16 protein-coding genes are annotated in these 14,792 nt (G+C 71.2%); 12 read left to right on the forward strand and 4 right to left on the reverse strand.

All coding sequences use genetic code 11. The features are described from left to right. The first annotated feature begins 36 nt into the window (after positions 1-36). Genes ADL34_RS06440 through larE form a run of 7 tightly spaced genes read left to right on the forward strand, consistent with a single transcriptional unit; the run spans position 37 to position 6,767 of the window. Positions 37-888 (forward strand): fumarylacetoacetate hydrolase family protein, encoded by an 852-nt coding sequence (locus ADL34_RS06440; RefSeq protein WP_062668320.1) that lies wholly within the window; start codon positions 37-39, stop codon positions 886-888. Further along, a complete protein-coding gene (locus tag ADL34_RS06445) occupies positions 888-1,883 on the forward strand; it encodes an aldo/keto reductase (RefSeq protein WP_062668321.1) in 996 nt (331 codons plus the stop codon). The genes ADL34_RS06440 and ADL34_RS06445 overlap by 1 nt, the downstream gene beginning before the upstream one ends. Beyond that, the gene (locus tag ADL34_RS06450) at positions 1,880-2,815 is read left to right on the forward strand and encodes an amidohydrolase family protein (protein WP_079034159.1); all 936 of its coding nucleotides are present in this window, start codon (positions 1,880-1,882) and stop codon (positions 2,813-2,815) included. Before ADL34_RS06445 ends, ADL34_RS06450 begins: the two co-directional genes overlap by 4 nt. Further along, complete coding sequence (larA, locus tag ADL34_RS06455; RefSeq protein ID WP_062668322.1) at positions 2,812-4,092, forward strand: nickel-dependent lactate racemase; 1,281 nt, start codon at positions 2,812-2,814, stop codon at positions 4,090-4,092. The genes ADL34_RS06450 and larA overlap by 4 nt, the downstream gene beginning before the upstream one ends. Then, complete coding sequence (gene larB / locus ADL34_RS06460) at positions 4,089-4,778, forward strand: nickel pincer cofactor biosynthesis protein LarB (protein WP_062668323.1); 690 nt, start codon at positions 4,089-4,091, stop codon at positions 4,776-4,778. The genes larA and larB overlap by 4 nt, the downstream gene beginning before the upstream one ends. After that, positions 4,775-5,953 carry a nickel pincer cofactor biosynthesis protein LarC gene (larC, locus tag ADL34_RS06465; RefSeq protein ID WP_062668324.1) on the forward strand — a complete coding sequence of 393 codons (1,179 nt, stop codon included), beginning with the start codon at positions 4,775-4,777 and terminating at the stop codon, positions 5,951-5,953. Before larB ends, larC begins: the two co-directional genes overlap by 4 nt. Next, entirely contained in the window at positions 5,943-6,767 is an 825-nt protein-coding gene (gene larE, locus ADL34_RS06470; RefSeq protein WP_199835527.1) for an ATP-dependent sacrificial sulfur transferase LarE, read from the forward strand. Before larC ends, larE begins: the two co-directional genes overlap by 11 nt. A 253-nt stretch (positions 6,768-7,020) precedes the next feature. Here the strand turns inward: larE and ADL34_RS06475 are convergent, their stop codons facing one another. Further along, on the reverse strand, positions 7,021-7,686 hold the full coding sequence (locus ADL34_RS06475) for a TetR/AcrR family transcriptional regulator (RefSeq protein WP_062668325.1): 666 nt from the start codon (positions 7,684-7,686) through the stop codon (positions 7,021-7,023). 122 nt (positions 7,687-7,808) lie between these two features. Here ADL34_RS06475 and ADL34_RS06480 point away from each other — a divergent pair, with 122 nt between their 5' ends. Then, positions 7,809-8,597, forward strand: a complete 789-nt coding sequence (locus ADL34_RS06480) for an SDR family NAD(P)-dependent oxidoreductase (protein ID WP_062668326.1) — start codon at positions 7,809-7,811, stop codon at positions 8,595-8,597. A 40-nt stretch (positions 8,598-8,637) separates the two neighbouring features. Here ADL34_RS06480 and ADL34_RS34595 read toward each other — a convergent pair whose 3' ends face one another. After that, positions 8,638-8,988 (reverse strand): Fic family protein, encoded by a 351-nt coding sequence (locus tag ADL34_RS34595; RefSeq protein WP_324610562.1) that lies wholly within the window; start codon positions 8,986-8,988, stop codon positions 8,638-8,640. Next, the gene (locus ADL34_RS06485; protein ID WP_159038894.1) at positions 8,967-9,983 is read right to left on the reverse strand and encodes a hypothetical protein; all 1,017 of its coding nucleotides are present in this window, start codon (positions 9,981-9,983) and stop codon (positions 8,967-8,969) included. Before ADL34_RS06485 ends, ADL34_RS34595 begins: the two co-directional genes overlap by 22 nt. A 115-nt stretch (positions 9,984-10,098) precedes the next feature. Between ADL34_RS06485 and ADL34_RS36565 the strand changes: the two genes are divergently transcribed. Together ADL34_RS36565 and ADL34_RS36020 are read left to right on the forward strand one after the other, a co-directional pair. After that, positions 10,099-10,308 carry a hypothetical protein gene (locus ADL34_RS36565; RefSeq protein WP_234374953.1) on the forward strand — a complete coding sequence of 70 codons (210 nt, stop codon included), beginning with the start codon at positions 10,099-10,101 and terminating at the stop codon, positions 10,306-10,308. 271 nt (positions 10,309-10,579) lie between these two features. Beyond that, positions 10,580-10,819 carry a hypothetical protein gene (locus tag ADL34_RS36020; RefSeq protein ID WP_159038895.1) on the forward strand — a complete coding sequence of 80 codons (240 nt, stop codon included), beginning with the start codon at positions 10,580-10,582 and terminating at the stop codon, positions 10,817-10,819. Positions 10,820-10,972: 153 nt separating this feature from the next. Here ADL34_RS36020 and ADL34_RS06495 read toward each other — a convergent pair whose 3' ends face one another. After that, entirely contained in the window at positions 10,973-11,587 is a 615-nt protein-coding gene (locus tag ADL34_RS06495) for an MOSC domain-containing protein (protein WP_234374954.1), read from the reverse strand. Between the two features lie 333 nt (positions 11,588-11,920). On the opposite strand from ADL34_RS06495, the gene ADL34_RS36025 reads away from it, so the two are divergent. Next, entirely contained in the window at positions 11,921-12,091 is a 171-nt protein-coding gene (locus tag ADL34_RS36025) for a hypothetical protein (protein WP_159038896.1), read from the forward strand. An 858-nt stretch (positions 12,092-12,949) separates the two neighbouring features. Continuing rightward, positions 12,950-14,677 (forward strand): sensor histidine kinase, encoded by a 1,728-nt coding sequence (locus tag ADL34_RS06500; protein ID WP_107115635.1) that lies wholly within the window; start codon positions 12,950-12,952, stop codon positions 14,675-14,677. Positions 14,678-14,792: the final 115 nt, after the last annotated feature.

The raw sequence follows: 14,792 nt of genomic DNA on the forward strand, positions 1-14,792 counted from the left end.
ACGGCCAGGCACGTCCGCTCAGTGAGGAGCACTTCGATGAGGTTTCTGCGCGTGGGCCCCGCGGGCTCGGAACGTCCCGCCGTCCTCGACACCGACGGCCTCGCCTACGACCTGACCCCGCTGACCGCCGACATCGATGGCGCCTTCCTGTCCGGTGACGGCGTGGAGCGCGCACGCACCGCGCTGGCCGGGGGAAGCCTGCCGCGCATCGACCTGCGCGGGCAGCGCACAGGCGCACCCGTGGCCCGCCCGGGCAAGGTCGTGTGCGTCGGGCTGAACTACGCCGATCACGCCGAGGAGACCGCGACCCCGCCGCCGGCGGAGCCGGTGATCTTCATGAAGGCGTCCAACACGGTGGTCGGACCCGACGACACCGTCCTCATACCGCGCACCAGCACCCGGACGGACTACGAGATCGAGCTCGCGGTCGTCATCGGCCGCACCGCCCGCTACCTGGACTCCCCGGCCGCCGCCGACGACGTCGTGGCGGGCTACGCCATCGCCGACGACGTCAGCGAACGTGCCTTCCAGCACGAACGCGGCGGCCAGTGGGACAAGGGCAAGTCGTGCGAGACCTTCAACCCCCTCGGCCCCTGGCTGGTCACCCCCGACGAGACCGGGGACCCCCAGGACCTGGCGCTGCGGCTCTGGGTCAACGGCGAGCCGCGTCAGCACGGCCACACCAAGAACATGATCTTCGGGGTACGCCATGTCGTCTGGTACCTGAGCCAGTTCATGGTGCTGGATCCCGGCGACGTGATCAACACGGGAACCCCTGCGGGCGTGGCCTTCGGCGCCAACGACTTCCCCTACCTGCGGGCCGGTGACGTGGTCGAGGCCGAGATCGACCGGCTCGGCCGTCAGCGGCACGTCGTCGGGCAGGCCTGATGTCCACCGCGGCGCACCCCTGGTATGCCGAACGGGTCCCCCTCGGACGCTCCCGCGTCACCGTCAGCCGCGTCGGGCTGGGCACCGCACCGCTGGGCGGTCTGTACTCCGCGGTCGGCGGCCGGGACGCCACCGGCACGCTGGAGGCGGCCTGGGCGGCCGGGATCCGCTACTTCGACACCGCCCCGCACTACGGTGCCGGGCTCGCCGAGCGACGGCTCGGCGCCTTCCTGACCGGTCTCGGCCCGGCGCGCGCGGACTGCACCGTGTCCACCAAGGTCGGCCGGCTGCTCGTGCCGGGAGAACCCGCACCGGGGGAGGAGGACTTCCACGGCGACCCCGACCTGGTCAGGATCCGCGACTACAGTGCCGACGGCGTGTACCGCTCTCTCACCGAGAGTCTGGAGCGCTCCGGCCTCGACGCCTTCGACATCGTGCTCATCCACGACCCGGACGACCACTGGAAGGAGGCTCTCACCGGCGCCTACCCGGCGCTGGCCCGGCTGCGCGCCGAGGGAGCCGTCCGGGCGATCGGCGTCGGGATGAACCAGACGGCGATGCTCACCCGCTTCGTCATCGAGACGGATCTCGACTGCGTCCTCGTGGCCGGCCGCTACTCCCTGCTGGACCGCAGCGCGGCCGACGAACTGTTGCCCGCGTGCGCCGAACGCGAGGTGGGCGTGCTGGTCGGCGGTGTCTTCAACAGCGGCATCCTGGCGAACCTCGCACCCGACGCCACCTACGACTACACGCCGGCCTCCGAAGCGGTGCGCCGCCACGCCCTCGCCCTAGGCGAGCGCTGCGCCGCCCACGGGGTGGCGCTGGCCGCCGCCGCCCTGCGGTTCCCGCTGCGGCACCCCGCTGTGACCGGCGTCGTCGTCGGAGCGCGCAGTTCCCAGGAGATCACCGTCAACATCGCACACGCCGGCGCGACGATCCCGGAAGAACTGTGGGCGGACCTCGACGCCCTCGACCGCGAACGGGACGGATCATGAACAGGGTCGACGCACACCACCACGTCTGGCGGCCCGCCTCGGCCCCCGGGCCCGCCCCGGGCTCCGGCCCGCGGCGCCGGGTGCACACCTGGCTCGACGCGCCCGGCATGGCCGACCTGCGCAGGGACTTCACGATGGCGGACCTTGCGCCGTCCGCCCGGGCGGCGGGCATCGACCGTACGGTCCTGGTCCAGGTCCTGCCCGACCTCGACGAGACCACCGAGTTCCTGTCCCTGGCCTCGGCGGACGATCTGATCGCCGGCGTCGTCGGCTGGGCCGACCTCACCTCGGACGGCCTCGCGGACACCCTGGACGCCCTGCGGGCCGCGCCGGGCGGCGACCGTCTGGTCGGCCTGCGGCACCTGGTGCAGAGCGAACCGGACCCCGGCTGGCTGAACCGGCCCGACGTGCGCCGGGGCCTGCGAACGATCGCGCGGGCGAACCTCGCCTACGACCTGCTCGTCCTCCCGCACCAACTGCCCGCCGCCATCAGCACCGTCCGGGAGCTGCCGGAACTCACGTTCGTCCTCGACCACCTGGCCAAGCCGCCCATCGCCACGGGCGCACTCGAGCCCTGGGCCTCGCTGGTCCGTGAACTGGCGGCCCAGCCCCACGTGTTCTGCAAGTTGTCCGGCATGGTCACGGAGGCCGACCGGGACGACCGGAGCGTGACCGCCCTGCGTCCCTACGCCGACGTCGTGCTCGAGGCCTTCGGCCCGCAGCGGGTGATGTTCGGTTCCGACTGGCCGGTCTGCCTGCCGGCCGCCTCCTACGCGGAGGTCGTCGGCGCCGCCGAGGCACTGACCGCCCGCCTCACTCCCGCCGAGCGCACCGAGGTCTTCGCCACGACGGCGGAACGCGCCTACGGACTGGCCGGAAGCGACCAGCCGGGACGATCCCCGGACGACGGCCCGCGGGGGGTGGCCCGGTGAAAGTACGCCTGGCCTACGGCCGGTCGGGGCTCGACATCGAGGTCGATCCGCACACGGCGACGGTCGTCGAACCCGTCCACCACGAAGCAGCCACCGACCAGATGGCCGCCCTGCGCGCGGCGCTGCGCGACCCGGTCGCCGGGCCACCGCTGCGCGAGCGGGTCCGCCCGGGGCAGACGGTGGCCATCTCGGCCTGCGACGGAACCCGCCCGCAGCCCCGCCACCTGATGATCCCGGCGGTCCTGGACGAACTGGAGGACGTCGTCCGCCGGGAGGACGTGGTCGTCCTCGTCGCGACCGGCACGCATCGCGGCAACGACGAGGCCGAACTGCGGGCGATGTTCGGCGACGAGATCGTCGACGGGGTACGGATCGTCAACCACGACGCCCGCGACGCCGGACAGCTGGCGTGGATCGGCACCTTCGGCAACGGCGTACCGGTGTGGCTCAACCGCGAGTGGTGGGAGGCGGACGTCCGCATCACCACCGGCTTCGTCGAACCCCACTTCTTCGCCGGCTTCTCCGGCGGCCCGAAGCTCGTCGCCCCCGGGCTCGCCGCCCTGGAGACCGTGCTGGTGCTCCACGACGCGGCCCGCATCGGGGACCCGCGCGCCACCTGGGGCATCACCCACGGCAACCCGGTCCACGACGACGTGCGCGCCATCGCCGAGGCCACCGGCGTCACCTTCGCGCTGGACGTGGTGCTCAACCGGGACAAGGACATCGTGGCCGCCTTCGGCGGTGACCTGCTGCCCATGCACGCGGCCGCGACGGCCACGGCCAAGCGGATGGCGATGCGCCCCGTCGAGGCCCCGTTCGACGTCGTCGTCACCACCAACTCCGGGTTCCCGCTGGACCAGAACCTGTACCAGGCCGTCAAGGGGATGTCGGCGGCCTACCAGGTGGTCCGGCCCGGAGGAACGATCGTGTGCGCGGCCGAGTGCCGTGACGGCTTCCCCGACCACGGCTCCTACCGCCGGGTGCTTGCCTCCGCGCCCTCTCCCCAGGCCCTGTTCGCCGACATCGGCGCGCGCACCGAAACGGTTCCCGACCAGTGGCAGGTGCAGATCCAGGCCCGCATCCAGTCGGGCAGCCGCGTCATCATGCACACCTCCTTCCTGAGCGACGAGGAGCTGGTCACGGCCCATCTGCGGCAGACCCACGACATCTCGGCCACCGTCGCCGAGGCGCTGGCCGCCGCGGGCCCCGACGCCCGCGTGTGCGTCCTGCCCGAAGGCCCGCAGACCATTCCCTACATCGGACGGGGGCGGCCGTGAACGACGTGCTGGACCTGGGATACGCCCGGCTCGACCTCGGCCGTGAGGCCCGGCAGGGGCTGCCGGAAGTGGTCTATGGCCCCGGCAAGACGGTGGAGCAGATCGCCGGGATCGTCACCGGGCTCCTGCGCCACAACACCGGTCCCGTCCTCGCCACCCGTGTCGCCTCCGAGACCGCGGCGGCTGTCCTGGGTCAGGTGGAAGGCGGCGTGTACGACGAGAAGGCCCGGCTGCTGACCTGGCGGACGGCCGCCACCGGAACGTTCTCCGTCGTGGTCGCGGCCGCCGGCACCTCCGACGGCCCGGTGGCCGCGGAAGCCGCCGCCGTGGCCTCGGCCGTCGGGCTGGACACGACGGTCGTCCACGACGTCGGAGTGGCGGGAATCGACCGCGTCCTGCAAGTACGCGGTCTGCTGCAGGAAGCCGACGCGGTGATCGTGGCGGCCGGCATGGAAGGCGCCCTCGCCAGCGTCGTCGGCGGTCTGGTCCGCACCCCGGTCGTGGCGGTGCCCGTCTCCACCGGATACGGCGCCTCACTGGAAGGCGTCACCGCATTGCTCGCCATGCACGCCTCCTGCGCCGCCGGGGTGACCGTGGTCAACATCGATTCCGGTTTCTCCGCGGCCATGGCGGTCCACCGCATCGCCCAGGCCCGGCCGGCGGCGGACCGCGGAGGTGCCGAGTGATCTGCTGGATCAACCCGTTCACCGGACTGGCCGGAGACATGCTGCTGGCCGCCCTGATCGACGCCGGGGCACCGCTGGACCGGATCCGGTCCGCCGTCGCCGCGACCGGCCTGACCGGCTGGAACCTGACCGCCGAGCGCATCACCGACCACGGACTGGCCGCCACCCGGGTTTATGTCGAGGTCACCGACCTCCACACCGAGCGCCGGGCCACCGAGGTGCTGGAGATGGCCACCCGGGCGACCCCCCGCCCCGTCGCGGCCCTCGCCACCGCCGCCGTCACCGCGATCGCCGAGGCGGAGGGGCGGCTCCACGACGCCGACCCGGCCGACGTCCACCTGCACGAACTCGGCGGCCACGACACCCTTGTCGACATCGTCGGCTGCTCCGCGGCCCTGCACGCCCTCGAAGTCACCGACGTCGTCAGCGCACCCCTGCCCCTCGGTCGGGGCCGGATCGACGCCGCGCACGGCGTCCTGCCCTGCCCCGCACCGGCCACGCTCGCCCTCCTGGCGGGAGCCGCCGTCACGGGCAGCGACCTGCCGGGCGAAACGGTGACGCCCACCGGCGCCGCGCTGCTGCACGCCCCCGGAGCCCGCTACGGCCCGCCCCCTTCCATGGCCCTGGGCACCACGGGCTACGGCGCAGGCACCCGCCGCCTGTCCGACCGTCCCAACGTCGTCTCCGTCAGCCTCGGTTCCCCCCTTCCCGGCGGGGCGGACGAGGACGTGGTCGTGCTGGAGACCAACCTCGACGACGTCACCGGCGAACTCCTCGGGCACGTCATCACCCGGGCACTGGACGCCGGCGCCCTCGACGCCTGGACGACTCCGGCAGTGATGAAGAAGGGCAGACCCGCGCAGATCCTGCACGTCCTCCTCCACCCGCACCACGAACGGCCGCTGCGCGACCTGTTGCTGACCGAGACCGGAGCCCTCGGCATCCGCCGCGTCGCCGCCACCCGCACCACGCTGCCGCGCGCCTTCGAGACGGTGCAGGTCGACGGGCATCCCGTACGGGTCAAGCACGGACCCTACGCGGCCAAGCCGGAACACGACGACGTGGTCGCCGCGGCCGCCGCGCTGGGCCTGCCTCTGCGCGTCGTCGCCGCGCGCGCACTGCGCCTCAGCCGGGCGGGAACGACGACGAGCCAGGAGGAAGAACGTGCCCGGTGACGCCACCTTGGAGCACCGGCTCACGGACCGCGTGCGCGCGCTCGGCGGCCCCGTGGCCGTCGCCTATTCCGGCGGCGCCGACTCCGCGCTGGTCCTCGCCGCGGCCGCACGGGTACTCGGTCCCGAGCAGGTCCTGGCGGTCACGGCCGTGTCGGAGAGCCTGGCCGAGGGGGAGGTCCGTGCCGCCCGGCGTCTCGCCGACGACTTCGGGGTCACCCATCTCACGCCGCGCACGCACGAGTTGGCCCGCCCCGGCTACCGGGCCAACGGCCCCGACCGCTGCTACTTCTGCAAGTCCGAGGTGCTGGACACCATCGCGGCGCTGGCCCACGAGCACGGCTTCGACACGGTGGCCACGGGCACCAACGCGGACGACGCCGCGGACCCCTACCGGCCGGGTATCCGCGCCGGCCGGGAGCGGGGCATCCGCACCCCGCTCCTCGACGCGGGGCTGACCAAGGCGGAGGTACGCCGCCTCAGCCGGCTCTGGTCGCTGCCCACCTGGAACAAACCGGCGACACCATGTCTCGCCAGCCGGGTTCGCTACGGCATCGAGGTCACTCCCTACCGCCTGGCCCGCGTCGACCGCGCCGAGGCGGCCGTCCGGACTCTGCTGGCCGGGGCCGGACTGCAGGTGACCGACCTTCGGGTCCGCGACCTCGGCGACCGGGCACGGGTCGAGGTGGACCCCGCGCTCGTATCCCGGACCGCGGCACTTCCGACACTCGGCGAGGTCCTCGCCGCCGCAGGCTTCGCCGGCCTGCCCCACCAGGTCGAACCGTTCCGCTCGGGACGGCTCAACACCGAGCCCTGAGACCAAGGCGGGGTCGCCAAAGGAGGGGCCGGCCTGTGTTTCTTCGGCCAAGTCGGTCGGGTGCGGGTGTGTGCCGTCCGCAACGCTGTGCCCGTGCATGTTGATGATCAGGTCGGTGCGGGTGTCCCTACGGAGCTCGCGCCGTTGCGAGAGGCGTCGGTGACGAGCCGCTGCCGAGGGCTGTCACCAGGCGCGCTCCACGGGAACTTGCCGAAGCTGAGGAGGGCCCTTCGCGAAGGTGGGCGTGGGGCAGCTATGCAGAGCCGTGGGGCCTGGTGTCCGAGGCGCCGTGGGCATCCGGCGTCCCGTATCGCGCGAGCATGGTCAGCACCGCTTGGTCGACCGCGTTGGCGACGGCGGTGTCGTCGGGCTCCCAGTGGGCGAGCAGCATCCGCGGCCAGAACACGTAGTTGGAGATCATCCCGAGGAATTGGGTCGCCGCCGTCTCCGCATCGTCGAGCCGGGCTGTTCCGGCGGCGTTCTCCGCTGCCAGGTAGCGGCGGACCGTTTCGAAGTAGGGCATCTTGCCGAGCTTGAACTGGGTCTCCCCGAGTTCGGGGAAGCGCGGTACCTCGGCGATGACGATACGGAAGAGGGCGGCCATGCCGGGCTGGGTGAGCAGGGCCACGTATCGGCGTCCGATGGTCTCAAGTCCGGCGCGGAGGTTCCCGGGCTCGGGGAGGGGCGCCTCCCCGTCGTCCACTTTCCAGTATTCGGTGACGATCGCCTCGAACAGGGCCGCCTTGGTGGTGAACTGCTTGAACAGGGTCGCCCTCGACACTCCGGCCGCCTCCGCGATGCGGGCCAGCGAGGTGCCATCGTAGCCGGAGTCGAGGAACAGCTTCGTCGCTGCCTCGATGATGGACGTCCGCTTCTGCGCTGCCACGCGCCGGTGGTACTCCGAAGGCTGTGCCGTCATGCCCCCAGTATGCCCTCCGTTCCGAGGTGAGTCACTTGACTCGCCTCTAGTCCTGCTCCTACCGTGAATAGGGAGGTGAGTCACTCGGCTCACCATTGTGCGAGCCTGGAGGAGGAGGCAGCATGGAACGCTTCGAGGGCCAGACCGTCGTCGTCACCGGCGGCAGCGGTGGTATGGGCAGCAGCCATGTGCGGGGCTACCACGCCGAAGGGGCGAACGTCGTCATCGCCGGCCGCGACGACGACGCCGGCCGCGATCTCGCTGCCCGTCTCGGTCAGCGAGCCCTGTCCGTCCACCTGGATGTCACCAGCGAGGCCGACTGGGCGGCACTGGTACGAGAGGTCGAAGACCACTTCGGGCCGATCACCATCCTGGTGAACAACGCGGGCATCCAGAACCCGGCGGCCCTTGTCGAACACACTGAACTCCGGGCCTGGGAGCAAACCTTTGGTGTGAACGTCACCGGTCAGTTCCTCGGTATCAGGGCCGTGGCTCCGTCGATGCGCAGGGGCGGTGGCGGAAGCATCGTCAACGTGGCCTCGACCATGGCCCACGTCGGCACGGCCTTCTACGCCCCCTACACCGCAAGCAAGTGGGCCGTGCGCGGGCTGACCAAGACGGCCGCGCTGGAACTGGGGCGGGACAACATCCGGGTCAACTCCATCCACCCCGGCGTCGTCTCCACACCGCTGATCCACGAACCCACCGTCGCAGGCCAGCCGGCCATCGCCGACCTCTACTCGCCCGATCCCTTCGCCATTCCCCGGCTCGCCGAACCGTCCGACGTCACCCGTCTGTTGCTCTTCATCACGTCCCAGGACGCATCCTTCGCCACGGGCTCGGAATTCGTCCTGGACGGGGGTCTGCTGCTCGGCCCCGCACTCCGACCCGAATCCGACATCGCAGCTTGACCCGGCATTGCAGGTCGGAGCGTGGAGTCGCGGCCGCCCATCAGGACCGCACGCTGTCGAGCGCGACACTTTCGCGGGCGAGTACGAACAGGAGGGTGAGGAGGGCGGCGCGTGCATTGCCGTCGTCGAAGGGGTGGAAGAAGCAGATGTCGAGGTAGGCGCGTGCGGCCCGGGCGGTCAGGGGGAGAGCCGGGTGGTGCTCTTGGCGCGTTGGGTGAGGCAGGCGTCGAGGCGGGCGTGGGTGTCGTCGGCGATGCCGTAGCGTTCCCGGCCGCCCCTGGCGAGAGCGCGCAGTCTGCGGTGTCGCTTCGGGCCGGAACGGCTTGGGTGACCGCCGCCCCCTTCCCGCGCGGCGAGATGCCTGAACGGTCAGTTCGAGATCTCCCACCACGGACTCCGGCGCTCGTGTGCGTCTGTGATCCGGATCGGTTCGTGCGGGGTGCTGTGCTGGTACCGCGAACGCTCATCGTCGGTCACGAACCATGGGGTCGCGGGCAGGTCGGCTTCGGGGAAGGACTCCTGCACGCAGAGGTACGTGAAGCCGATGGCGGCCCGCTGGCTGTCCGTGAGCGAGCGCACTGCACTGTCCGGGGCGCCGTCGAGGAGACCGCGAGTTCCTGCCGGGGGAGCCGCGGCGTCTTCGATCGGCAGGGGGTGGTCGATCAGCCGCCGGTAGACGCTGACGACCTCCTCCATCCCGAAGCGTGGCCAGGTCGAGGACACAGGAGGGAGGAGGCTGGACAGTTCGCGTACGGTGAACGAACCCCGGGCCCGGGTCCGCGCAGTCTGCCGGACTGCGTCCAGCCGGGACAGCCCGATCAGCCACCTGCTGCCCGCCCACCAGTTGATCAATGTCAACACGAACGCGAGAGCCACCAGCCAGCCATTGCCGCCCCAGTGAATCCCCGACGTGCCCCACCACCACGGTGGGACGGCAAGAAGGAGAAGGGCGCCGGCACCCCGGGCCACCCAGGCGGACGGATCGCGATGCGACATCCGATAGCCGAACAGGGGTCGGCGTCGAGGAATCGCCCGCGAGACCAAACCGTGGACGAAAGCGTTGGCACCGGTGGTGATCTCGTCGAACACCCAGCCCGCACGCTCAGCCGACGGCATGGCGGTCAGGTACTCCTCGATCTGGAGGGCGAGGAACCTGGCCGTGAACACGTGGGCGGCCGTCAACGCGGTGAAGACGAGCCACATCCGATCGACAGGCACGGAGACCGCGGCCACTTGAAGGGACTGACCACCCGCAAGAAGGCGGGTGAGGACGACGGCGACGGCGAGCAGACCGCCGACGGCCAGGATCCGTTCCGCATTACGGGCTCCGGCCACGAGTCGCCGTTGCGCAGGACTGGGATCACTCACCGGCACACGATCGCTCATCTGCGGTGGCATTGCCAAGCTTCCACCCGCGCAGCGACGCCTGGTGGCCCGGGCATTCGGTCGTAGGAGCGACGACGCCCGTCGTTGACGTCCGGGGCCCCGACATCCTGGCCCGATGGCGGACAGAACCGGCGGCGAGCCCCCTATCGACAGGCGCTCCACCCGATGGGAGGGGCACAAGGCGCAGCGTCAGCTCGAACTGGTGGACGCCGCCGTCGCCCTCATCGAGGAGGAGGGCCTGGAACATCTGGGTGTGGTGGGTCTCCTCGGTGCAGCGGTTGTTCCCGGTACCAGGGATGCGCGCCGAGGGCGTCCGCGCTGGTGAGGACCCAGCGCGGGTCGCTCGTGTCGGAACTCGCCTTCAGCACTCCCGCCACCAGTGCGGTGCGCGCCGGTACGTCGCATCCGCGGTTACGGCCCCTGGGGTCCCGGCATCACGCGACACCCCACTCCGAGATGACCGGCACATCAGCCGTACACCGTAATCAGCCTTCAGACGTCGAATGGCGGCGAGGCCTCGTCCGAACCACCGGCCCGGACGCAGTTCCTGACCCTGGACGACTCCCGCGTACGACTCGTCGGTACGACCGTCCCCGGTGACGCCAGCCTCATGGTGCGGGTGCAGTCGCTGGCCGACACCCCCCGTCACCTGCCGACTGCGCACCCCCTTCACCGTCACCCAGGCCGTACGCACCAACTACCTGGGCCTGGCTCCGCGCGACATCGAGCCGGACCCGGACCACGCCATCCCGATCGACATCGCGCCCCTCGGAACGGCAGCCGTGGTCCTGCACCTCGCGGCTCCGACCGGCGCTGATCGCGTGCGCGGCAGCTGACGCTGTGTCGCCGTACGGAGGGCGTGCGACGCAGAGTGCCGGCGGCCTGTCAGATCAGTTCGATGGTGTCGCCGAGTCGCACGCACCCCGTTCGCGTGACGGTGGCCAGTGCGTCCAGTCTCAGATCGTGGGCCTGCGCGATCACTCGGAGGATCAGTGGTGTGAGTGGGGCAGGCCCTCCTGGGCCTCGTTGGTCATCACGCATCGCTCGCTGGAGCGCACGAACCTGACGTGCAGTGCGTCGCCTATCTGTGCCGTGCTGCCGAGCCACGTGTCCTCCACGAACGGAGGTGTGCCCGGCGGTGTCCGCACCAGCAGGTTCGGCCGGAACCGGCGCTCGTCGACGGGCACGCCCGGAACGGCCGTGCGGACCCAGTCGAGGGTCGCCGTGGTGAGAAGGCTCAGCGGCAGCTGGTCGAAGTGCGAGATCGTGCCCTCGCGGGCCACTTCGACGTCGTTCCGGTCTAGGTAGCGCCGAACGAAGTCGCTGGGATCGGGTACCGGGATGCCGTCCGGGCCCAGCAGCTCGGGCACCGCGGTGACGACTCCTCCGGGGTATCGGGACCGCAGCCGCAGCAACCCCGGCATCCGCCGGAACCGGCGCGTGGCCTTGCCCGAACCGAACTTCCCCTCGGCGTCCCGCACCGCGTAGAGCCTGTCGCCAACGAGGCCCCGCGCGTCGACGGCGGCCTCACTCAACTGCTCGCCGCCGGTGGACTTGACGGGATACCGCCAGATCCGCTCGATCGTGCCGAGCGCTTTGCTCATGTCCGTCCCTTCAAGGACCGTCGGCATCGGGCAATCGGAGGATCCTGCACAACTGACCGACGCTGAGCGAGCGGGACCACAGACGATAGGGGTCACGCCCGAGAAGGATCAAGAATTCTGCCCGAATCCGGGCAGGGCATGGGGGTTACGGTGCGGTCCATGTGTGCTGTCGGTGCTCCGAGACGTGCATTGCCGTTGGCTTCCTGCGGGCCCGGGCCGGTCTCTTCACGGAGGGCGCGCCCCCGGCACCGAGACTTGTGACCACGTCCCCCCTTCGACCCGGCACCGTGGGAGATACCTCCGTATGCCGTCCGCCCGCTCCTTGAGCAGTTCGTGAACGACTCCGGACTGACCGCGCAGCTCACCCAGTTCGCGGCGACGCCCTGGCCCAACGGTGCCTTCGTCAGCGTGTACGCGGGGGAGGAGCGGCTGTTGTTGATCAGCTTGGTCTGGCTGCGGAGAACCCTGGGAGGGGTCATGGAGCGGCTGCAAGGCCCTGAATGAGTGATAACGGCACTGTGTCCAGCGACAGTTGCGGCTCCGAACGGCGAAGACACGAGGTTGGCGTCGTGCCAGTGCGGACGGATGAGGTCGGGTGCGCTCACCTTGGCGAGACGGGCCACCTCTTCCGGTGTCAGTCTCAACCCGCTGCCCCGGGTGCAGGGAAAAATGATGAGGGACAGGTCCCCCGTCGACGCTCAAGGCGGCGCCCGTGGTGGCCGCTGCCCGGTCCGACGCCAGGTAGGTGGAGAGACTCGCCACTTCCCCGCGAACTTGCGTTCCTGCTCGGCGGGGTCGACGCCCGGCTAGAGGTCGTTCCACATCGCCCGTACACCGGCGCTCAATGTCGGCCCAGGCAGCACACAGTTGACGCTCACACCGCTTCCGAGTGCGGGCCGCCTCGCACACCGCGCTTCCCCTGAATCGACGCCCTTATGATCCCTGGGGCCGGTCCGGTCCCAAGGACCGCTTCGCCGAGACTGTACTGATTCACAGCGGGCTCCTTGAGCGAACCGGGACAGCTAGTTGGCTCAAAATGTTCGTTTCCCGAGCTGCATCTGGCCCCTATGCGGCCTCAGTTGGCCTCTTCGGCGCCGAATCATGGCATGACGGTCGCCCCAAAGCTGTCACGATGAGCCGACTTCAGATATCACACGGGCACGTGACAGTGGATGTTTCCCGACGAATTCAACCGGTGCCGGGTCAGGGCACTCAGGTCGGGCCTTCGGGCACGGCTCGGTGACTAGCATGGCGGCGTGCTTGACCCGGAAGGGTCGCGAGTATCGCCCACCGCCGCCCTGATCAACGGCGACCCCCAGTCGTCACCAGGACTCCTGCCGCCAAGGACCGAGGGACCCCGGAATGTCAGTGCCTGCCCGCCCCCGCCAGCGCCGGAGTGCGAGAGGGGCGCGCTCCTCGCCGACCGTGTTCCCTGTCGCCCTCCTCGTCACTGCCGTGAGCGCCGCGGCCGTCATCGTCGTCGCCCCGGCCGAGGCCCGCGGCTGGGTGACCGGCACCGCGGTCGTCGCCTGGGTGTGCTCGGCGCTTCTCGTCGCCGTCGCCGCCCGTCTGCTGCGCAACGCCCGTCGGGATGCCGAATCCCGCAGCGACGAGCTGGAGATGGCCCGCAAGCACTCGATGCAGCAGGGCGCGGACACGTCGCAGCTGGTCAACGTCACTCTGCCGGGCCTCGTCCATCAGATGAAGGGCGGGACCCGGACCGCCGATGCCCTCGCTCGCCTCACGCCGCCGTCCGATCCGCACCTGCGCCAGGTGCTGGAGGTCTTCGCCACCGAGCTCGACGGGCTGGTCCGCAGAGCCGGCCACGCCGAGTCCGAACTGGACACCCTGCGCGGCGAACTGGCCCAGGGCAGCGCCGAGCTCAAGCGTCTGACCGCCGAGACGCTGCCGTCCGCCGTCGCGTTGCTGCGCGAAGGAAGTTCCGCGGACACCGTCCTGGCCAAGTTCGACTGGCCGCGCAGTCCGCTGCTGCGCGACCCCGCCGAGTGGTTCGTGCGCGAACTCGCCTACAGCGAACGCCGTTCGGCCGCCGCGCAGGCAGCGTCCGCCAAGGCTCTGAGCCGGGTGCAGGCCAAGACCGTCGGCATGCTCGCCGACCTGCGCGACATGCAGGAGCGGCACGGTGAGGACGTCTTCGGCGACCTGCTGCGCCTGGACCACAGCACCTCGCAGTTGGGCCTGATGACCGACCGGCTGGCCCTCCTGATGGGCGGCCGTTCCAGCCGCGTCTGGAACAAGCCGATCGTGGTCGAGAGCGTTCTGCGCGGCGCGGTCGGCCGGATCGCCGCCTACCGGCGGGTGCGCCTGCACAACTCCAGCAAGGCCGCCATCTCGGGCTTCGCCGCCGAGGGCGTGATGCACCTGCTGGCCGAACTCATGGACAACGCTGCCAATTTCTCGCCGCCCATCGACGAGGTCCACGTGTACGTGGAGGAGCGCAGCGCCGGACTTGTCGTCACGATCGAGGACAGCGGCCTGAAGATGTCCGACGCCGCCATGCACCGCGCGGAGGAGGCCGTCGCGGGCCGGGTGACCGACCTGGCCTCGCTGCAGGGCACCCGGCTGGGCCTGGCGGTCGTGGGACGGGTCGCCACCAAGTACGGCATCAGCGTCAACTACCGCCCCTCCTCCCGCGGCGGCACCGGCGTCGTCGTCCTCCTGCCGCCTCAACTGATGGCCCAGCAGCGCGAGCCCGTCGCCCCGGCGAGTCCCCGCCGCGGTCGGGAAGCGGCAGCCTCCGCGCCGGTCCCCGCCCCCGGACCGGCCCCGGCCACGGAGAGGCCGCTGCCGGTCCGCTCCCGATCAGCCGACACGGACACCGCCGCGACCGGCTCTCGTGGGCGCGGCCCGGCCACTCCGGGGGGCCTGCCCGTGCGGGCCCCCGGCCGCACCATGGCCGAGGCCGAGCGGGGACGCCCCCGGCCGGCCGCCGACACGTCCCCCGCTCAGCAGGGGGAGCCGGGCCCGGCCCGCGACGCGGGAAGCCGCTTCGGCGCCTTCCACCGCGGTCGGCACGGCACCGGGGAGGCCGGTGCCGAGGACCCGCGCGAGGCGTCGCCCGACGAGTAGATCGCGCACCCCAGCCCATCGGGCTCCCCCGCCCACCACTCCCGTACTGATCGCCCCCCTCGTTGGATTGGAGGTACGGGCCGGGTGACCCGCGAACGGTCGCACCCCGCCCCAC

Origin of the sequence: Streptomyces sp. NRRL WC-3605, assembly GCF_001509795.1 — a bacterium.
Classification (GTDB): domain Bacteria; phylum Actinomycetota; class Actinomycetes; order Streptomycetales; family Streptomycetaceae; genus Streptomyces; species Streptomyces viridochromogenes.